The 15,126-nt window shown below is 61.6% G+C and carries 15 protein-coding genes; 7 read left to right on the top strand and 8 right to left on the bottom strand.

The genetic code is table 11. The features are described from left to right. Nucleotides 1-157 precede the first annotated feature (157 nt). Entirely contained in the window at nucleotides 158-664 is a 507-nt protein-coding gene (locus BLO80_RS11600) for a L,D-transpeptidase family protein (RefSeq protein ID WP_072409000.1), read from the bottom strand. 47 nt (nucleotides 665-711) lie between these two features. Then, nucleotides 712-1,263, bottom strand: coding sequence for an NUDIX hydrolase (locus tag BLO80_RS11595; protein WP_092205380.1), 552 nt, complete (start codon nucleotides 1,261-1,263; stop codon nucleotides 712-714). A 145-nt stretch (nucleotides 1,264-1,408) separates the two neighbouring features. On the opposite strand from BLO80_RS11595, the gene BLO80_RS11590 reads away from it, so the two are divergent. Genes BLO80_RS11590 through BLO80_RS11580 form a run of 3 tightly spaced genes read left to right on the top strand, consistent with a single transcriptional unit; the run spans nucleotide 1,409 to nucleotide 2,755 of the window. After that, on the top strand, nucleotides 1,409-2,008 hold the full coding sequence (locus BLO80_RS11590) for a CoA pyrophosphatase (protein ID WP_072409002.1): 600 nt from the start codon (nucleotides 1,409-1,411) through the stop codon (nucleotides 2,006-2,008). A gap of 16 nt (nucleotides 2,009-2,024) precedes the next feature. Then, entirely contained in the window at nucleotides 2,025-2,549 is a 525-nt protein-coding gene (locus tag BLO80_RS11585; RefSeq protein ID WP_092332258.1) for a gamma carbonic anhydrase family protein, read from the top strand. Then, entirely contained in the window at nucleotides 2,546-2,755 is a 210-nt protein-coding gene (locus BLO80_RS11580; protein WP_092332260.1) for a DUF1289 domain-containing protein, read from the top strand. The genes BLO80_RS11585 and BLO80_RS11580 overlap by 4 nt, the downstream gene beginning before the upstream one ends. Nucleotides 2,756-2,873: 118 nt before the next feature. Here the strand turns inward: BLO80_RS11580 and BLO80_RS11575 are convergent, their stop codons facing one another. Both BLO80_RS11575 and BLO80_RS11570 read right to left on the bottom strand, forming a co-directional pair. Further along, complete coding sequence (locus BLO80_RS11575; RefSeq protein ID WP_092332263.1) at nucleotides 2,874-3,530, bottom strand: Pr6Pr family membrane protein; 657 nt, start codon at nucleotides 3,528-3,530, stop codon at nucleotides 2,874-2,876. A gap of 12 nt (nucleotides 3,531-3,542) precedes the next feature. Further along, on the bottom strand, nucleotides 3,543-3,773 hold the full coding sequence (locus tag BLO80_RS11570; protein ID WP_003205228.1) for a VF530 family protein: 231 nt from the start codon (nucleotides 3,771-3,773) through the stop codon (nucleotides 3,543-3,545). Nucleotides 3,774-4,261: 488 nt separating this feature from the next. Between BLO80_RS11570 and BLO80_RS11565 the strand changes: the two genes are divergently transcribed. Beyond that, entirely contained in the window at nucleotides 4,262-6,676 is a 2,415-nt protein-coding gene (locus tag BLO80_RS11565) for a glucose/quinate/shikimate family membrane-bound PQQ-dependent dehydrogenase (protein WP_092332266.1), read from the top strand. Nucleotides 6,677-6,838: 162 nt separating this feature from the next. On the opposite strand, the gene purT is transcribed toward BLO80_RS11565, so the two are convergent. The 4 genes from purT to BLO80_RS11545 form a co-directional block, all read right to left on the bottom strand. After that, complete coding sequence (purT, locus tag BLO80_RS11560) at nucleotides 6,839-8,020, bottom strand: formate-dependent phosphoribosylglycinamide formyltransferase (RefSeq protein ID WP_092332268.1); 1,182 nt, start codon at nucleotides 8,018-8,020, stop codon at nucleotides 6,839-6,841. A 102-nt stretch (nucleotides 8,021-8,122) separates the two neighbouring features. Then, a complete protein-coding gene (locus tag BLO80_RS11555; RefSeq protein WP_092332271.1) occupies nucleotides 8,123-8,590 on the bottom strand; it encodes a preQ0 transporter in 468 nt (155 codons plus the stop codon). Nucleotides 8,591-8,820: 230 nt separating this feature from the next. Continuing rightward, the gene (locus BLO80_RS11550) at nucleotides 8,821-9,606 is read right to left on the bottom strand and encodes a siderophore-interacting protein (protein ID WP_092332274.1); all 786 of its coding nucleotides are present in this window, start codon (nucleotides 9,604-9,606) and stop codon (nucleotides 8,821-8,823) included. Further along, entirely contained in the window at nucleotides 9,599-10,180 is a 582-nt protein-coding gene (locus BLO80_RS11545; protein WP_092332278.1) for a PadR family transcriptional regulator, read from the bottom strand. The genes BLO80_RS11550 and BLO80_RS11545 overlap by 8 nt, the downstream gene beginning before the upstream one ends. 420 nt (nucleotides 10,181-10,600) lie before the next feature. Here BLO80_RS11545 and BLO80_RS11540 point away from each other — a divergent pair, with 420 nt between their 5' ends. The 3 genes from BLO80_RS11540 to BLO80_RS11530 all read left to right on the top strand — a co-directional run bounded on the left by BLO80_RS11540 (nucleotide 10,601) and on the right by BLO80_RS11530 (nucleotide 15,086). Then, nucleotides 10,601-11,086, top strand: a complete 486-nt coding sequence (locus tag BLO80_RS11540; protein ID WP_092332280.1) for a CS1 type fimbrial major subunit — start codon at nucleotides 10,601-10,603, stop codon at nucleotides 11,084-11,086. A 124-nt stretch (nucleotides 11,087-11,210) separates the two neighbouring features. Beyond that, on the top strand, nucleotides 11,211-13,745 hold the full coding sequence (locus BLO80_RS11535) for a CS1-pili formation C-terminal domain-containing protein (RefSeq protein WP_092332283.1): 2,535 nt from the start codon (nucleotides 11,211-11,213) through the stop codon (nucleotides 13,743-13,745). A gap of 93 nt (nucleotides 13,746-13,838) precedes the next feature. Then, nucleotides 13,839-15,086, top strand: coding sequence for a hypothetical protein (locus BLO80_RS11530; RefSeq protein WP_092332286.1), 1,248 nt, complete (start codon nucleotides 13,839-13,841; stop codon nucleotides 15,084-15,086). Nucleotides 15,087-15,126 lie beyond the last annotated feature (40 nt).

Here is a 15,126-nt window from a genome sequence, read left to right as displayed (position 1 = left end):
TTTGTGGCGAGGGAGCTTGCTCCCGCTAGGGCGCGAAGCGGCCTCAAACCTGACAACCCGGTGTGTCAGGAAAATTGAGTTGTCTGCTTTGGGGGGTGCTGCGCAGCCCAGCGGGGATAAATCCCCTCGCCACAGATAAATCCCCTCACCACAAGGGCTACGGACGAATTTCGATCATCGTGCCATCCGGCACCAGGTTCCAGACTTCGCGCATGTCCACGTTGCGCATGGCGATGCAGCCATCGGTCCAGTCCAGCGTATGGAACAGCTGTTCAGGGTTTTCTTCCGAATCAGGCGTGCCGTGTATCATGATCATGCCTCCCGGCTCCACGCCTTCACGGCGGGCACGGGCGGCATCGCTGATATTGGGGTAGGAAATGTGCATCGACAGGTAGAAGCGATCACTGGTCTTGCGCCAGTCGATCCAGTAGAAACCCTCGGGGGTGCGCTTGTCGCCCTCGATCAGCTTGGGGCCTTTCTTGGCGCCCTTGCCCAGGGAAATGCGATAGGTCTTGAGCGGCTTGCCGTCGTTGATCAATTGCAATTGATGGGCGGACTTGAGCACCAGCACTTTTTCGATGACCTTGCCGTTGTAGGTTCCCACGGCAGCGGCCTGGGACACAGCGGTGAACGACAAGCAGAACAGGACAAGCAACCAGCGCATTGAAACGATATCCCTAGAGGTGTCGCGGCTATATTCGATTGGTTTTTTCAGGTGTTGGCCGGCTGGGCCAGCGGCGGGATCGATTCGGACCGCACCGGGTAATCCTCCGCCCGGCGGTCGGCATAAAAATATTCCAGGGTGCGGCCCACCGTACGGAAAGCCAGCTCGTCCCAGGGAATGTCCGCTTCTTCGAACAACTTCACCTCCAGGCTCTCGGGGCCGGCGGCGAAATCCTCGTCCACCAGTTCGGCGCGGAAGAATACATGTACCTGGCTGATATGCGGTACGTCAATCAGCGTATAGATGCTCAAGTTTCGCACCCGGGCGCAAGCCTCTTCGGCAGTTTCGCGCACGGCGGCCTGCTCGACCGTCTCGCCGTTCTCCATGAAGCCCGCCGGCAGCGTCCAGTAGCCGCGTCGCGGTTCGATGGCGCGTCGGCACAACAACACCTTGCTGCCCCAGGTCGGTACGCAACCAGCGACGATGTTGGGGTTCTGGTAGTGGATGGTGTGGCAGGTGTCGCAAACGAAGCGCAGGCGCGAGTCGCCTTCGGGTATGCGCTGGGTCACCGGGTTACCGCACTGGCTACAGAATTTCATGCTTGGGTTCCTGAATGCTGCGCCTATCTTGGCGTGCGCGGCAGGTGTCGGCAAGTTGTCGTTTCGCGACACGACGCGGTGCGGGGGTTGGGCCGCTTGAATGATTGGTGCATGATGCAAGGTAGCGAATAAATCGAGAAGTCTCATGCTGGACGAGCTACTGCATCGAGTAAGCAACCACACCCCACGCGACCTGCAGGCCGACCGACGTTTCCCTGAAGCCGCGGTACTGGTGCCGATCACCCGCAGTGACGAACCGGAGCTGGTATTGACCCTGCGCGCCAGCGGGCTCTCGACCCATGGCGGCGAAGTGGCGTTTCCCGGCGGGCGTCGCGACCCGGAAGACCCGGACCTGATCTTCACCGCCCTGCGCGAAGCCGAGGAAGAAATCGGCCTGCCCCCCGGCCTGGTGGAAGTGATCGGCCCTCTCAGCCCGTTGATCTCGCTGCATGGCATCAAGGTCACACCGTATGTCGGGGTGATTCCGGACTACGTCGAATACCAGGCCAACGATGCCGAGATCGCGGCGGTATTCAGCGTGCCGCTGGAGTTTTTCCGCAAGGATCCGCGCGAACACACGCATCGGATCGATTACCAGGGCCGCAGTTGGTATGTGCCCAGCTATCGGTTTGGCGAGTACAAGATCTGGGGGCTGACGGCGATCATGATCGTCGAACTGGTCAACCTGCTGTACGACGCCGAGATCGACCTGCACACCCCGCCAAAGAGTTTCATCAATACCTGATGCCCCGAGGATTCCCATGAAATACCGCCTGGGCGATGCCCGTGTCGAAACCCACCCACAGAGCTGGGTCGCACCCAACGCCACGCTGGTGGGCAAGGTCCGCCTCGAAGAGGGCGCCAATGTCTGGTTCAACGCCGTGCTGCGCGGCGACAACGAGCTGATCCTGATCGGCAAGGACAGCAACGTGCAGGACGGTACGGTGATGCACACCGACATGGGTTATCCACTGACCATCGGCACCGGCGTGACCATCGGCCATAACGCCATGCTCCATGGCTGTACGGTGGGCGACTACAGCCTAATCGGCATCAACGCAGTGATCCTCAACGGCGCGAAGATCGGCAAGCACTGCATCATCGGCGCGAATTCACTGATCGGCGAAAACAAAGAGATTCCCGACGGCTCCCTGGTGATGGGCTCGCCCGGCAAGGTGGTGCGTGAATTGACCGAAGCCCAGAAGAACATGCTCGTGGCCAGCGCGGCGCACTATGTGCACAATTCCCAGCGCTATGCCCGCGACCTGGCCGAGCAGGAGCCATGAGCGCCCCTGAACGCCCGGTGCCTTCGCCCTGCGTGAACATCTGCGCGCTGGACGATGACGACATCTGCACCGGCTGCCAGCGCACCGTGGCGGAAATCACCCGGTGGAGCCGGATGGACAACGACGAACGCCGCGATGTCCTGGCGTTGTGTCACGAACGGGCCAAGGCCAGTGGGTTGGTGTGGATGTTGCCGGCCAGGCGGTGATGTCGGAGATGGAACACAACCCCTTGTGGGAGCGAGTTTGCTCGCGATGGCGGAGGCACATTCAACAGTATCTCGCGCTGACCACCGCTATCGTGAGCAAGCTCGCTCCCACAGGGGATCATGGTGTTTGCTTGAATCCCGTCCACCGATCCAACCCCACCACCCCCAACGCAATCCCGACAAATCCCGCCAGTATTCCCCCGGCATTGATGAACACCTGTGGATAACCCAGGCTCGCCACGTCGATGAAAGGGTAGGGGTAGGCCGCCAGTAAATCCCCCCGCAGCAGGACATAGGCGAAGTAGACCAAGGGATAGATCATCCACAGCCCGATGTGGCCCAGGCGCAAGCGGCCTTTAGGCACCCACCGCCACCAATAGGCGATGTAGAGCAAGGGCACCACGTCATGCAGTAATTCGTCGGCCACGAACTGCCAGCCTTCGGGTTGCCAGAGATGGCGCAGCAGCAGGTTGTAGGCCAGGCTGACCAGGGCGATGCTCACGGCGACGCCGCTGCGTACGCTGGGCTGCAGGAACCAGCGGCGGGCCGGGGCTGGGCGAGGGGTCAGCTCCCAGGTCAGGACCACCGCCACCCACAGGTTGGTCAGCACCGTGAAGAAACTGAAGAAACTCACCAACCCGCCCAGCAGGCTCGCCCCCAGTTCCCAGCGTCCCAGCAGGATCAGATACAGCTGGATGCTCAACCCCGCCCAGGCCAGCAGCGCCGTGACCGACACGAAGCGCTGGCGCAGGGTGAGGCCAGGACCTCTATCCATCACCACGGCGGCTCAGACCGGCCGTTTGGTGCGCATCAACTTGATGTACAGGCGCTCGACTTTCTCCCGCGCCCAAGGGGTCTTGCGCAAGAAGGTCAGGCTCGACTTGATGCTCGGGTCGCTTTTGAAGCAGCGGATATCGATGCGTTCAGCCAGGCCCGACCATTCGTAGTGCTGCACGAGGGCGTTGAGGATCTGCTCCAGCGTCACGCCGTGCAGCGGGTTGTTGTTGGGTTCGGTCATGGAAGGCCTTTGCGCAAAAAAGGGTAAAGCCGCGCACCTTAGCCGAGGTGCCCTTGTGGTGGAAGCATAGCGTTCATCGTCAGGCTCCAGGGCCAGGCGCACTGTTACCAAATCCGAGATGATCCATGTCAACAAAAGCCCTTTCTCAATCTGTAACAGAACATTATCCTTGCGCCGCTTGCTGAAACGCTTCTTGCCGTGTGCCAGAGCTGTCGAGCTATCCCCGATACTCTGCCTTCAATCTTAAAAGACAGCGCTATCTCTGCATCTGCGGCGAACTGCTTTTCTGTGGGAGCGGGCTTGCTCGCGAAGGCGTCGTGCCAGTCAACGATGAGGTCGACTGACCCACCGCCTTCGCGAGCAAGCCCGCTCCCACCTCGTTTCTTCGCAATATCCGGACACTTTTAACTGAACCATGCCCCCAAAGGATCGTCATCTACAGTGAAACTTTGCGCGGGCCTCCTTAAAACATCACGGAGAATCACACTATGAGCACTGAGGGTGCTTTGAGTCGAAGCCGTCTGCTTCCGAGCCTGCTCGGCATTCTGCTTCTATTGATGGGCCTGGCCCTGCTGGCCGGGGGTGTCAAGCTGAGCACGCTTGGCGGCTCGTGGTATTACCTGTTGGCCGGTATCGGCCTGGCGCTGACCGGTGTGCTGCTGATCATGGCCCGTCGCGCGGCCCTGGGCCTGTACGCACTGGTGCTGTTCGCCAGCACCCTATGGGCGCTGTGGGAAGTCGGCCTGGACTGGTGGCAACTGGTGCCGCGTCTGGCGCTGCTGTTTGCCCTGGGCATCGTCATGTTGCTGCCGTGGTTCCGCCGCCCGCTGTTGACCGCCGACGCCTCGGCCATGGGTACCCGTGCATTGGGCGCCGCCGTGGTCATCGCCGGTATCGCCGCGCTCGCCAGCCAGTTCACCAACCCGGGTGAGATCAAGGGCCAGCTGGACCGCGACAGCGTGCCAGGCATGACCAACACCGCACCGGCCATGCCGGACGGCGACTGGAATTCCTACGGGCGCAGCGCCCACGGCGACCGCTATTCGCCATTGGCGCAGATCACCCCCGAGAACGTCAGCAAGCTCAAGGAAGCCTGGACCTACCGCACCGGCGACCTGCCAGGGCCGAACGACCCGGGTGAAACCACCGCCGAAAACACCCCGCTGAAGGTCAACGGCATGCTCTACGTGTGCACGCCTCACAGCCAGGTGATTGCCCTGGAGCCTGAAACCGGCAAGGAAATCTGGCGTTTCGATCCGAAGCTTTCCACGCAAAAAGCGGAAAACTTCAAGGGTTGGGCCCACATGACCTGCCGTGGCGTGACCTACCACGATGACGCGGTGTACGCCTCCGCCGAACAGAGCCCCACCGGCACCGCCAGCACTACACCGGCCAGTACCGTGTGCCCACGGCGGATTTTCCTGCCGACCGCCGACACCCGCCTGATCGCCCTCAACGCCGACACCGGCAAGATGTGCGAAGACTTCGGCGACAAGGGCCAGGTCGACCTGAGCGCCAACATCGGCGGCTTCACGGCCGGCGGTTACTACTCCACCTCGCCACCGGCGGTCACCCAGAACCTGGTGGTGATCGGCGGCCACGTCACCGACAACGTCTCCACCGACGAACCAAGCGGTGTGATCCGTGCCTACGACGTGCACACCGGCAAGCTGGTATGGAACTGGGACAGCGGCAACCCGGACGACACCACGCCGATTGCCGAGGGCCAGACCTACACCCGCAACTCGCCGAACATGTGGTCCATGTTCAGCGTCGATGAAAAACTCGGCATGCTTTACCTGCCGATGGGCAACCAGACCCCCGACCAGTTCGGTGGCCTGCGTACCCCGGAATCGGAAAAATATTCCGCGGGCCTGACCGCCTTGGACATTGCCACCGGCAAGGTGCGCTGGTACTTCCAGTTCACCCACCACGACCTGTGGGACATGGACGTCGGCGGTCAACCGACGCTGATGGACATGAAGACCGCCGATGGCGTGAAACCCGCCGTCCTGGCGTCGACCAAGCAGGGCAGCATCTACGTGCTGGACCGCAGCAACGGTCAGCCGATCGTGCCGATCAAGGAAATCCCGGTGCCGCAAGGCGCGGTGGAGGGCGACCACACCTCGCCGACCCAACCGATGTCCGACCTGAACTTCGTGCCGCCGGTCCTCAAGGAACGCGACATGTGGGGCGTGACCCCGTTCGACCAAATGTTGTGCCGGATCGACTTCAAGTCGCTGCGCTATGACGGCATGTTCACCCCACCGTCGCTGCAAGGCTCGATCGTCTACCCGGGCAACTTCGGCGTATTCGACTGGGGCGGCATTTCGGTGGACCCGGTGCGCCAGATCGCTTTCGTCAACCCGAGCTACATGGCGTTCAAGTCGAAGCTGGTGCCAGCGGCGGAAGTGGCCGGTGGTCCGGGTCGCAAGAGCGAAACCGAAGGCGTGCAGCCGAACAAGGGCGCGCCGTATGGCGTGATCCTCGAAGCGCTGCTCTCGCCGATGGGCCTGCCGTGCCAGGCGCCTGCCTGGGGTTATGTCGCGGCGGTGGACCTGACCAACAACAAGACCCTGTGGAAACACAAGAACGGCACCGTGCGCGACAGCTCGCCAGTACCGATCCCGCTGAGCATGGGTGTTCCGAGCCTGGGGGGCACGTTCACCACAGGCAGCGGCCTGGCGTTCCTCAGCGGTACGCTGGACCAGTACCTGCGTGCCTATGACGTGAAAAACGGCAAGCAGCTGTGGGAAGGTCGCCTGCCCGCCGGTGCCCAGACCACGCCGATGACCTACACCGGCAAGGACGGCAAGCAATACGTGCTGGTCGTTGCCGGTGGTCATGGCTCACTGGGGACCAAGCAGGGTGATTATGTGATTGCCTACAAGCTGCCGGATTAAGCAAAACCGGCACTCATGAAAAAGGCGACACCTTTGCGGGTGTCGCCTTTTTTGTGCCAATTTCACTCAGGTTGAGGCTGTATCCGGTTTTTGTGGCGAGGGGATAAATCCCCTCGCCACAGATAAATCCCTCACTACAGGGGGGCTGTACCCCGCCCAGTTTTACAACTCGATCTTCACCGCCTGGGAAGCCCGGGTTGCCTTGGCACGGGCCGCTTCGATGGATTCATCGCGGGCCAGGGCCACGCCCAGGCGGCGCTGGCCGTTGACTTCCGGTTTGCCGAACAGGCGCAGCGCGGTGTCCGGTTCGCTCAGGGCCACGCCCAGGTTGGCGAACGCGGTCTGGGTCGATTGGCCTTCCACCAGGATCACCGCCGACGCCGACGGGCCGAACTGGCGGATCAGCGGGATCGGCAGGCCGAGAATGGCGCGGGCGTGCAAGGCGAACTGCGACAGGTCCTGGGAAATCAGTGTCACCAGACCCGTGTCATGGGGGCGTGGCGAGACTTCGCTGAACCACACCTGATCGCCCTTGATGAACAGCTCGACGCCAAACAGGCCACGGCCACCCAGGGCCTCGGTCACCGCCTTGGCCACGCGCTCGGATTCGGCCAGGGCCGCCGGGCTCATGGCCTGGGGTTGCCAGGATTCCTGGTAGTCGCCTTTTTCCTGGCGGTGGCCGACCGGTGCGCAGAAGGTGGTGCCGCCCACGTGACGTACGGTGAGCAAGGTGATTTCGTAGTCGAAATCGATAAAGCCCTCGATGATGACCCGGCCCTTGCCGGCGCGGCCGCCTTCCTGGGCGTAGTCCCAGGCTTTCTGCACGTCATCGCTGCCGCGCAGCAGGCTCTGGCCCTTGCCCGAGGAACTCATTACCGGCTTGACCACGCAGGGGAAGCCCAGGGTTTCCACGGCCTTGCGGTAGTCTTCGACGGTGTCGGCGAAGAAATACGGCGAAGTCGGCAGGCCCAGCTCTTCGGCGGCCAGGCGCCGGATGCCTTCACGGTTCATGGTCAGTTGCGCGGCGCGTGCGGTGGGGATCACGGTAAAGCCTTCGGCTTCCAGCTCCACCAGGGTGGCGGTGGCGATGGCTTCGATTTCCGGCACGATGAAGTGCGGCTTCTCGGCCTCGATCACCGCACGCAGGGCGGCGCCGTCGAGCATGTTGATCACATGGCTGCGGTGGGCCACTTGCATGGCCGGCGCGTTGGCGTAGCGATCCACGGCAATCACCTCGACGCCCAGGCGCTGCAGCTCGATTACCACTTCCTTGCCCAGCTCACCGCTGCCACACAACAAAACGCGGGTCGCGGTGGGCGACAATGGGGTTCCGATACGGGTCATCTGAAGGTCCTCAAACAGGAGCGGATCATCGCGGGTCGCGCGCCGGGCGAGCTTCCCATGGGGAGAAAGCGCGGCATTTTACATGAACCGCGGGGTTTGGCTTCAGGTGGCGACGGGTTGCTTGCGCAAACGCCAGGCCATGATCAGCCAGACGGCCGTGACACCGACGAATTTCGAGGCCAGGGCGGTGATCACCACGCCTGGCGTCAGGGCATCGATCAGGCCGAAGAAAATGAAGGTGTCGAGGGGAATGCTCAGGGCCGAACTGATCCACAGCCGATCATGGAGCGGGCGCTTGGTGATCGTGAACACCAGCCAGTCGATGCACTCGGACACGGCGAACGCCGTGGCGCTGGCCAGGGCGATGGTCGGGTCCGAAGTGACGTAGGACAACACCAGCGCCGCCAGCATCGCCACGATGGCGCCATGGCCGAAACGGGTCTGCACCATGTCCCGCAGGATAAACACCAGCCCGCCCCAGGCCGACCAGATGATGTCCAGGTGCGGCGCGGCGGAAAACGCGAAGTTGATCAGCACGACGCTGGCGATGTAAGCGAGGAGGAAGAGCATGGGGTACCTGGTGAAATGTCTTGTGAATCATTAAGAACAGCGATGTCCCCGTGGCGAGGGCGCTTGCTCCCGCTGGGCTGCGCAGCAGCCCCAATGCAGCCAACTCAATTTTCCTGATACACCGGGTTGTCAGGTTTTGGGGCCGCTTCGCGCCCCAGCGGGAGCAAGCTCCCTCGCCACGGGGTTCTGTGTCGTCCAGTGGACAGGGTAGTTCAGCCGCCGCCGGTCTCTCAATCCTCCTCACTACCCTCCGCCTTCCAATACCCCACCGCCTTCACAAAGTCCTGGTCCAACCCTTTCTCCTCCAGCAACACCTTGCGAATCTGCCGCGACACCTTGCTCTCGGTCGCGACCCAGGCGTACAGCTTGCCGCCGGGCATTTCCAGCTGTTGCACGGTTCGCAGCAGGTTGTCCTGGCGGCCTTCGCGCAATACCCAGATCACGTGGACCTGCGCCGGGCTCTGGAGGATCTGTTGTTCGGCACCGTTTTCCACTTCCACCACCACCAGGGCCCGTCGGTTCGGTGCCAGGCCTTCGAGGCGGCGGGCGATGGCGGGCAGGGCGGTTTCGTCGCCGACCAGCAGGTAGCTGTCGAAGATGTCCGGCACGATCATCGAGCCCCGGGGCCCGGCGATATTGAGGTATTGCCCGGGTGCGGCCTGGGCCGCCCAGGTCGAGGCCGGGCCGTCGCCGTGGAGCACGAAATCGATGTCCAGCTCCAGGGTGTCCAGGTCATAGCGGCGTGGCGTGTAGTCGCGCATCTCGGGCATCGGGCCCTGGGTCTTGCCCGCGCTGGGGTTGAAGTTATCCAGGGCGGCCTGTTCCTCGGCGTTCTGCGGGAACAGCAATTTCACATGGTCATCCGTGCCCAGGCTGACGAACCCGGCCAGTTCCGGCCCGCCGACGGTGATGCGGCGCATGCGTGGGGTCAGGTCCACTACCCGCAACACTTGCAGGCGGCGACGCTTGATCTCGTGGCTGACGCGGTGAATGGTGTTTGGATCGTGTTCAGTCATTGCTTGACTCCGAAACAGAGGGACGGGCAGGGCCGTCGACGATGGCTTTGGCGGTGTCGTTGAGCAGGCCGCGCACCCGCAGGATTTCTTCCGGGCTCCAACGGCCCTGGTGCATCTGTAGCGCATCACGCAGGTGACCCACCGCCTCGTGGATCTCGGCCGGCCGATCCTGGTCACGCAGGGTGCGCTTGCTGGTTTCGATGCGCATCCGCACGCCGTCCAGCGCTTCGGCCTGGTCTCGAAGGAATAGACGTCCGGCATCGGTCGCGCTGTAACACTTTTTTCCAGCCTCGGCGTCGCCGCTGATCATCTTACCCATTTCAAGGTGGGTCAGGGTCGGGTAGATCACGCCGGGGCTGGGGCTGTAGGCACCGTCGAACATGGACTCGATCTGCCGGATCAGCTCGTAGCCGTGGCAAGGTTTCTCGGCAATCAGGGCCAGCAACAGCAATTTCAAGTCGCCGGGGGCGAAAACCCGAGGGCCGCGACTGCCGCGCTCGCGACCGGGCGGGCGTCGTTCGAAGCCATCCTGACGACCCTGTTCATGAGTGGAAGGGGGATAAAGGACTGTCATGTGTTTGCTCTCTGTTCCGCATAAATAGAACCGAGATATATCTTTGACTTCAGATATATCTTCGCTTATATAGATATATCTTGAAATGAAGATATATCTTCGTTGGGTCCTACAAGAAGTGAAGTGTGACCTTACCTGAATCCCTTAAGTTTGCGGGACGAAACCGGGTGGGTATCAGGAAGTATTAACCGTAACTAGTGGGAATGTGGGAATGCTCTTACATTAAAAGTTACGTTTTATCGAAAATTGCGTATTTTTCCTTGTGTTGCATGTTCGCTTTACTACAAGTCTATGCGAACTTTCCTGCTTATTTTTAATTAAAGAGCGACGATCATGCACCGGCGTTGAAGGGGCACGCCAAGCTGTATTTGGCCTGCAACTTCAACCCTCCCTCTTTATTGCTATGAACAGGTGTTAACAATGCTCATGAAAATCGTAACCGCAGCTTCCCTGACCGCCGCGGCCCTGAGTTCTTCGCTGGCGTTCGCTGCAGACGACGCACGTTCGTCCATCCACATCACCGCGAACATCCCGACCGAGCAGTTCCACGTGCAGCCACGTGACGGGAACTGGGGTAAGGACGAGACCATGACCTACAACACGGTCAGCGGCACCCTGACTTCGCTGCGTCAGACCTACGATGTGAAAAACACCAACGGTTCGGTCAATGCCTACATCGAAAACGGCCCGGCTGCGCTGTACAACGGCCGCGATGCCATCGACCTGACCACCACTTTCAACGGCGTCACCCTGACCGCCATGTCCCAGGAAGTGGTTGACGATGCAACCTCCACCCCAGGGACCCAGGCCGAGATGGTCATCCTTCCAGCCAAGCCTCTGGCAACCCAGAACGGCAAGTACACCGCCGACATGACCGTCATCTTCGACGCCGTGCCGCGCCCGTAAGGCCATTCTCTGCCCGGTGAGTCTCACCTTCCCCCGGGCCTGGCAGCAGGCCGACCGGTTCTCCCCGACCGGTCGGCCCGCATCTGAAATACCCCGATAGCTCGCTGATTATGAGAGTCCGTTGATGTTACCGATGACACCCATCGCGGGTGCGCTCGCGCTGTTGATGTGCGTCAGCGCATTGGCCGCGCCGACTGCCCCCGGTACGACGCCGAGAAGCCTGCTGTCTCAGGCCAAGGGCCTGCCGGCGGAGTTTGAATCCCACTTCTTCGATGTGCCCATCGCGGTTCGTATTGAACTCAATCAACAGCTTCTCGGTGAAGCCATGGTGGTCTTGACGCGCGATGATCGCATCACCTTGCTTGAGTTCAACGACACCCAGGACAGCACCATCAAGGCCGTCGAGCGCGAGCAATGGGAGCAACGGCTCAAGCAGGGAATGGCATTGGGCGCCTGCGAGACCAATTGCACGGCCGGACTGCTGGCGGTGCATTACAGCCTCGAAAACTCGCTGGTCACGATTCTGACCCGCGACGTCGAACGTGGCACCGAAACCCAGCGTTACTACGAACAACCGGAAGGCGGCAGCCTTGGCCTGATCTTCAACAACCAGCTCAATCTCAATGGCGGCCAGGAACAGGACACGGGCGGGCGCTATGGCCTCAACGCCAGTTCCAGTATCGGCAACTGGAGCCAGTCGCTGGACCTTCAGCTTTCCCGCCTTGGCGGGCCGGACGACAAGCTGTATCACGCGGTCCATGAGCTGTTCACCCAGCGGGAAATGGAAGGCAATTTCTTCCGCCTGGGCTACTTCACCCCCAGTTCCGATGGCTTGAATCGTCAGATCCGTTCCTTCGGCGCCAACCCGGATACCGCCCTGGGGCTGATGTTCGGCAGCTCCGACAGCCTGGCGATCGACAATCCCAAACCCAGCGTCTACCCCATTTATGTCACCGCCAGCCGCCAGGCGTCGGTGGAGATTTATCGCAATGGCCTGTTGATCAACACCCAGGCCGTCGCCGCAGGCTTGCAGAGCCTCGATACCCGGCCGTTGCCCGGTGGTATCTATGAAGTGGAAGTCCGTTTGATCGAGGACGGGCAAACCACCGCCACCAGCCAGGAGCTGGTCTACAAACCGAACAACTGGAGCAACGCCGAGGACCGCTGGCGCTACAACCTGTTCGCCGGCCGGGAAACCCGCCTCTGGAGCAACTGGGAAGAGCAGCCTTCCGGCTTCACGACGGCGGGCTTCGGCCTCAACTACCTGCTGCATCCCCGGGTCATCTTGGGGGCTTCTACCCGCAAGGTGCAGGACAAGATGCAGGTGGGCACCTCGGTGGACTGGACGCTTGCCAGCAGCACCAGCCTGTACGCCAACGTCTATCACACTGAGCAGTACGGCAACGGCATGGACTTGCAGGCGCTCTACAGCTACGGCCAGGGCAGCGTCGTCGCCAGCCACAACCGTAGCTGGCTGGACACCCGTAACACCTACGAAACCCTGCCGGACGGCACGCGCATCCGTCAGCGCAACGTCTACGTCGGCCAGACCAGCAACTCGTCGTTGTCGGTCAATCATCGCTTGAGCAACAAGACTTCCATCAACGGACGGCTGGCGTACAGCGAAGGCAACGTTCAGGGCACCGGCCTGGACCTGGGCTGGACCCAGCGCGGCAAGCTGCGCGGCAGCGATGCCAACTGGCGGGTGTCGCTGTTCGACCGTCCCGGCACGTCGAGCACCAACGACCGGCGCAACCGCGGCATCGACCTGAGTGTCAGCGTGGCCCTGGGCGGCCCGGGCGAATACTGGTCCGGCAGCATCGGCACCCGCACCTCACGCGAGGGTGACCGGGACAACAACGCGTCGCTGACCTATCGCCGCGACCTCGAAGACCATGTGTTGCAAAGCGTCTCCGCCACGGCGCTGGCCGATACCTATGGCGTGGGCCTGTCCGGCATCGCCAGTTTCAGTACCGAATCACTCTATGGCGACGGCTTCCTGCAGCGCTCGTCCTACAACGACAACCTCACCGGCGGCCTGAACCTGAGCAGCACCGTGGCCGTGGGCGGACAGAAGGCTGCCTTCACCGGCCTGCCCCATGGCCGTGGCGCGGGGATGATCGTCGACGTGGAGACCGACCTGGACGACGTCGTCCTGCGTGCCGACGATCTGACAGGGGGTAGCACCACCCTGCATCCGGGCCGCAACTTCGTTCCGATCACCGCCTACCGCAACAGCATGGTGACCTTCGACTTCGAGGGCGTCCATCCACCGGCGGCGAACATCGAGCCTGCTCGCACCCGCTATCACCTGAACAAGGGCGGCGTGGACTACCGCAAGGTCAGCGTGATGAGAACCGTGACCGTCCTTGGTCGGCTGCTGGACGAAAACGGCGAACCGCTCAAGGGCCATCACGTGATCAACCACGCCAGCCGTGGGGTCAGCGAGGCGGACGGGTTCTTCTCCATGGAAATGAACGCCGCGTCCCCGACCCTGGAAGTGCGTTACGGCAACGAACTGTTCTGCCGCTTCCGCCTCGACCCGGAAAGCGCCAGCGACGATGGCGACGTGCTGATGATCGGCGACCTGCGTTGCACGCCGGACACCCTGGCCGACAGCTCGCTGGCCGAGGCCGGCAAGGACAGGCAGCGCTCCTGATTCTTGGATGTGGTGGGGAGCAAGGGTTGCTCCTCACGCAAGGATTTTCCTTCCAACTTGCAGGGATTCGCTTTGATGTATGAGGTTGTATAGATGAAACCCTTTTCGGTAGCCGTGCGCAGCGTGGTTTCGGTGTTGTTGTTTGCCTGCGTGCCGGTGGCCAATGCCGTGAGTCGGGATATCAGCGCGATATTCAGGCCTGATGCTTCGAAGCCCCAGGAGAATACGTTCCTCAATACCACGCCGGTCAGTGGTTATTGCGCAACGCGTCCGGATGATTGTGCGAAATCCAAGATGTTCAGTCTTCGATTACCCGTTACCTCTAATTCGGTCGCCCCTATTCAGGCCAGTCATGGTGACGTCCGACAAGGTGCAATGTTCAAGGTGCCTGTTGACTGGCGCCCAGTACAGGTCACTCATAGCGTAACGGGTGAAACCGAAGTGGTTGAAATACGCTTTTCCGGAATCGGCTCCAGATACCGGATTCCTGGTGGGGCGGTCAATCTGGTAGGTGGCGGGGTGAACCCTCTTGTCGCCCACCAGCGGTTATGGCGAGGCTCCTCTTGGGTGAATGCCCCCGCGCCATGTGGGAACACTGGTGTTGGCCTTGTCACCGATCCGGATTACGAGTTTTTTTGGAAAACTCCGCGCGAAGGGATATGTGCCAAGCAGGCCCTTTATTCGATTCCTGACATGCGTTACACCCACTTGGATTTCGCCTACGAGCTGCGAACCCCTAATCCATTGAAAATGTCGTCGGGTCAGTACACCGGGGCGCTGACGTATGGTATCGGGCCGGGCCAGGATCTCGACCTGGGCGATGTCATGATCCCTAATGATTCAGTGGTTACCTTCAACTTCAAACTCGACGTCGAACACACCCTCAAAGTCGAAGTGCCTCCCGGTGGCAACCGTGTGGAACTGGTGCCTCAGGAGGGCTGGCAGTCCTGGCTCAACAGCGGAAGCAAACCGACTCGGCTGTTCCGCGACCAACGTTTCCATATTTCCGCCTCTTCCCGTTTCAAGATGGCGCTCGAGTGCGAGCGTATCAGTGGCAATACCTGCGCGATCTCCGATAGCAGCACCGGCCATGCCGTACCGGTGGACGTCAGCGTGACCCTGCCCGATGGCTTGACGGACGCCGGTGGGCAACCGGTCAACCGTCGCCGATTGCTGCGCGACGGCAGTGGCACCGAGCTGTTCCAGCCGGGCCTGTATGTCGACCGCAGGTCGGGGATGCTGCACTTCGAAGTGGCCCGCAGCAATGTCGAAGAGATGCTCGACAGTGGTGCGAAAGCCTACGCCGGCAATGTCACGGTGATCTGGGATTCGGAAGTATGAAAGGCATGAATGTGTCAGCCCGAGCGGATGTGAAGGGCGG

The sequence above is a fragment of the Pseudomonas sp. NFACC56-3 genome, assembly GCF_900100025.1.
GTDB classification, from domain to species: Bacteria; Pseudomonadota; Gammaproteobacteria; order Pseudomonadales; family Pseudomonadaceae; genus Aquipseudomonas; species Aquipseudomonas fluorescens_AA.
The sequence above is the reverse complement of the archived record's forward strand: the minus strand, read 5'-3'. Positions and strand labels throughout refer to the sequence as shown.

Bases quoted from the DNA above. Each gene is read 5' to 3' on its own strand.
- BLO80_RS11585 (WP_092332258.1), top strand. From the start codon at position 2,025: ATGAAATACCGCCTGGGCGATGCCCGTGTCGAAACCCACCCACAGAGC.
- BLO80_RS11580 (WP_092332260.1), top strand. From the start codon at position 2,546: ATGAGCGCCCCTGAACGCCCGGTGCCTTCGCCCTGCGTGAACATCTGC.
- BLO80_RS11590 (WP_072409002.1), top strand. From the start codon at position 1,409: ATGCTGGACGAGCTACTGCATCGAGTAAGCAACCACACCCCACGCGAC.
- BLO80_RS11550 (WP_092332274.1), bottom strand. From the start codon at position 9,606: ATGACTGAACACGATCCAAACACCATTCACCGCGTCAGCCACGAGATC.
- BLO80_RS11595 (WP_092205380.1), bottom strand. From the start codon at position 1,263: ATGAAATTCTGTAGCCAGTGCGGTAACCCGGTGACCCAGCGCATACCC.
- BLO80_RS11570 (WP_003205228.1), bottom strand. From the start codon at position 3,773: ATGACCGAACCCAACAACAACCCGCTGCACGGCGTGACGCTGGAGCAG.
- BLO80_RS11545 (WP_092332278.1), bottom strand. From the start codon at position 10,180: ATGACAGTCCTTTATCCCCCTTCCACTCATGAACAGGGTCGTCAGGAT.
- purT (WP_092332268.1), bottom strand. From the start codon at position 8,020: ATGACCCGTATCGGAACCCCATTGTCGCCCACCGCGACCCGCGTTTTG.
- BLO80_RS11555 (WP_092332271.1), bottom strand. From the start codon at position 8,590: ATGCTCTTCCTCCTCGCTTACATCGCCAGCGTCGTGCTGATCAACTTC.
- BLO80_RS11535 (WP_092332283.1), top strand. From the start codon at position 11,211: ATGTTACCGATGACACCCATCGCGGGTGCGCTCGCGCTGTTGATGTGC.
- BLO80_RS11565 (WP_092332266.1), top strand. From the start codon at position 4,262: ATGAGCACTGAGGGTGCTTTGAGTCGAAGCCGTCTGCTTCCGAGCCTG.
- BLO80_RS11540 (WP_092332280.1), top strand. From the start codon at position 10,601: ATGCTCATGAAAATCGTAACCGCAGCTTCCCTGACCGCCGCGGCCCTG.
- BLO80_RS11530 (WP_092332286.1), top strand. From the start codon at position 13,839: ATGAAACCCTTTTCGGTAGCCGTGCGCAGCGTGGTTTCGGTGTTGTTG.
- BLO80_RS11575 (WP_092332263.1), bottom strand. From the start codon at position 3,530: ATGGATAGAGGTCCTGGCCTCACCCTGCGCCAGCGCTTCGTGTCGGTC.
- BLO80_RS11600 (WP_072409000.1), bottom strand. From the start codon at position 664: ATGCGCTGGTTGCTTGTCCTGTTCTGCTTGTCGTTCACCGCTGTGTCC.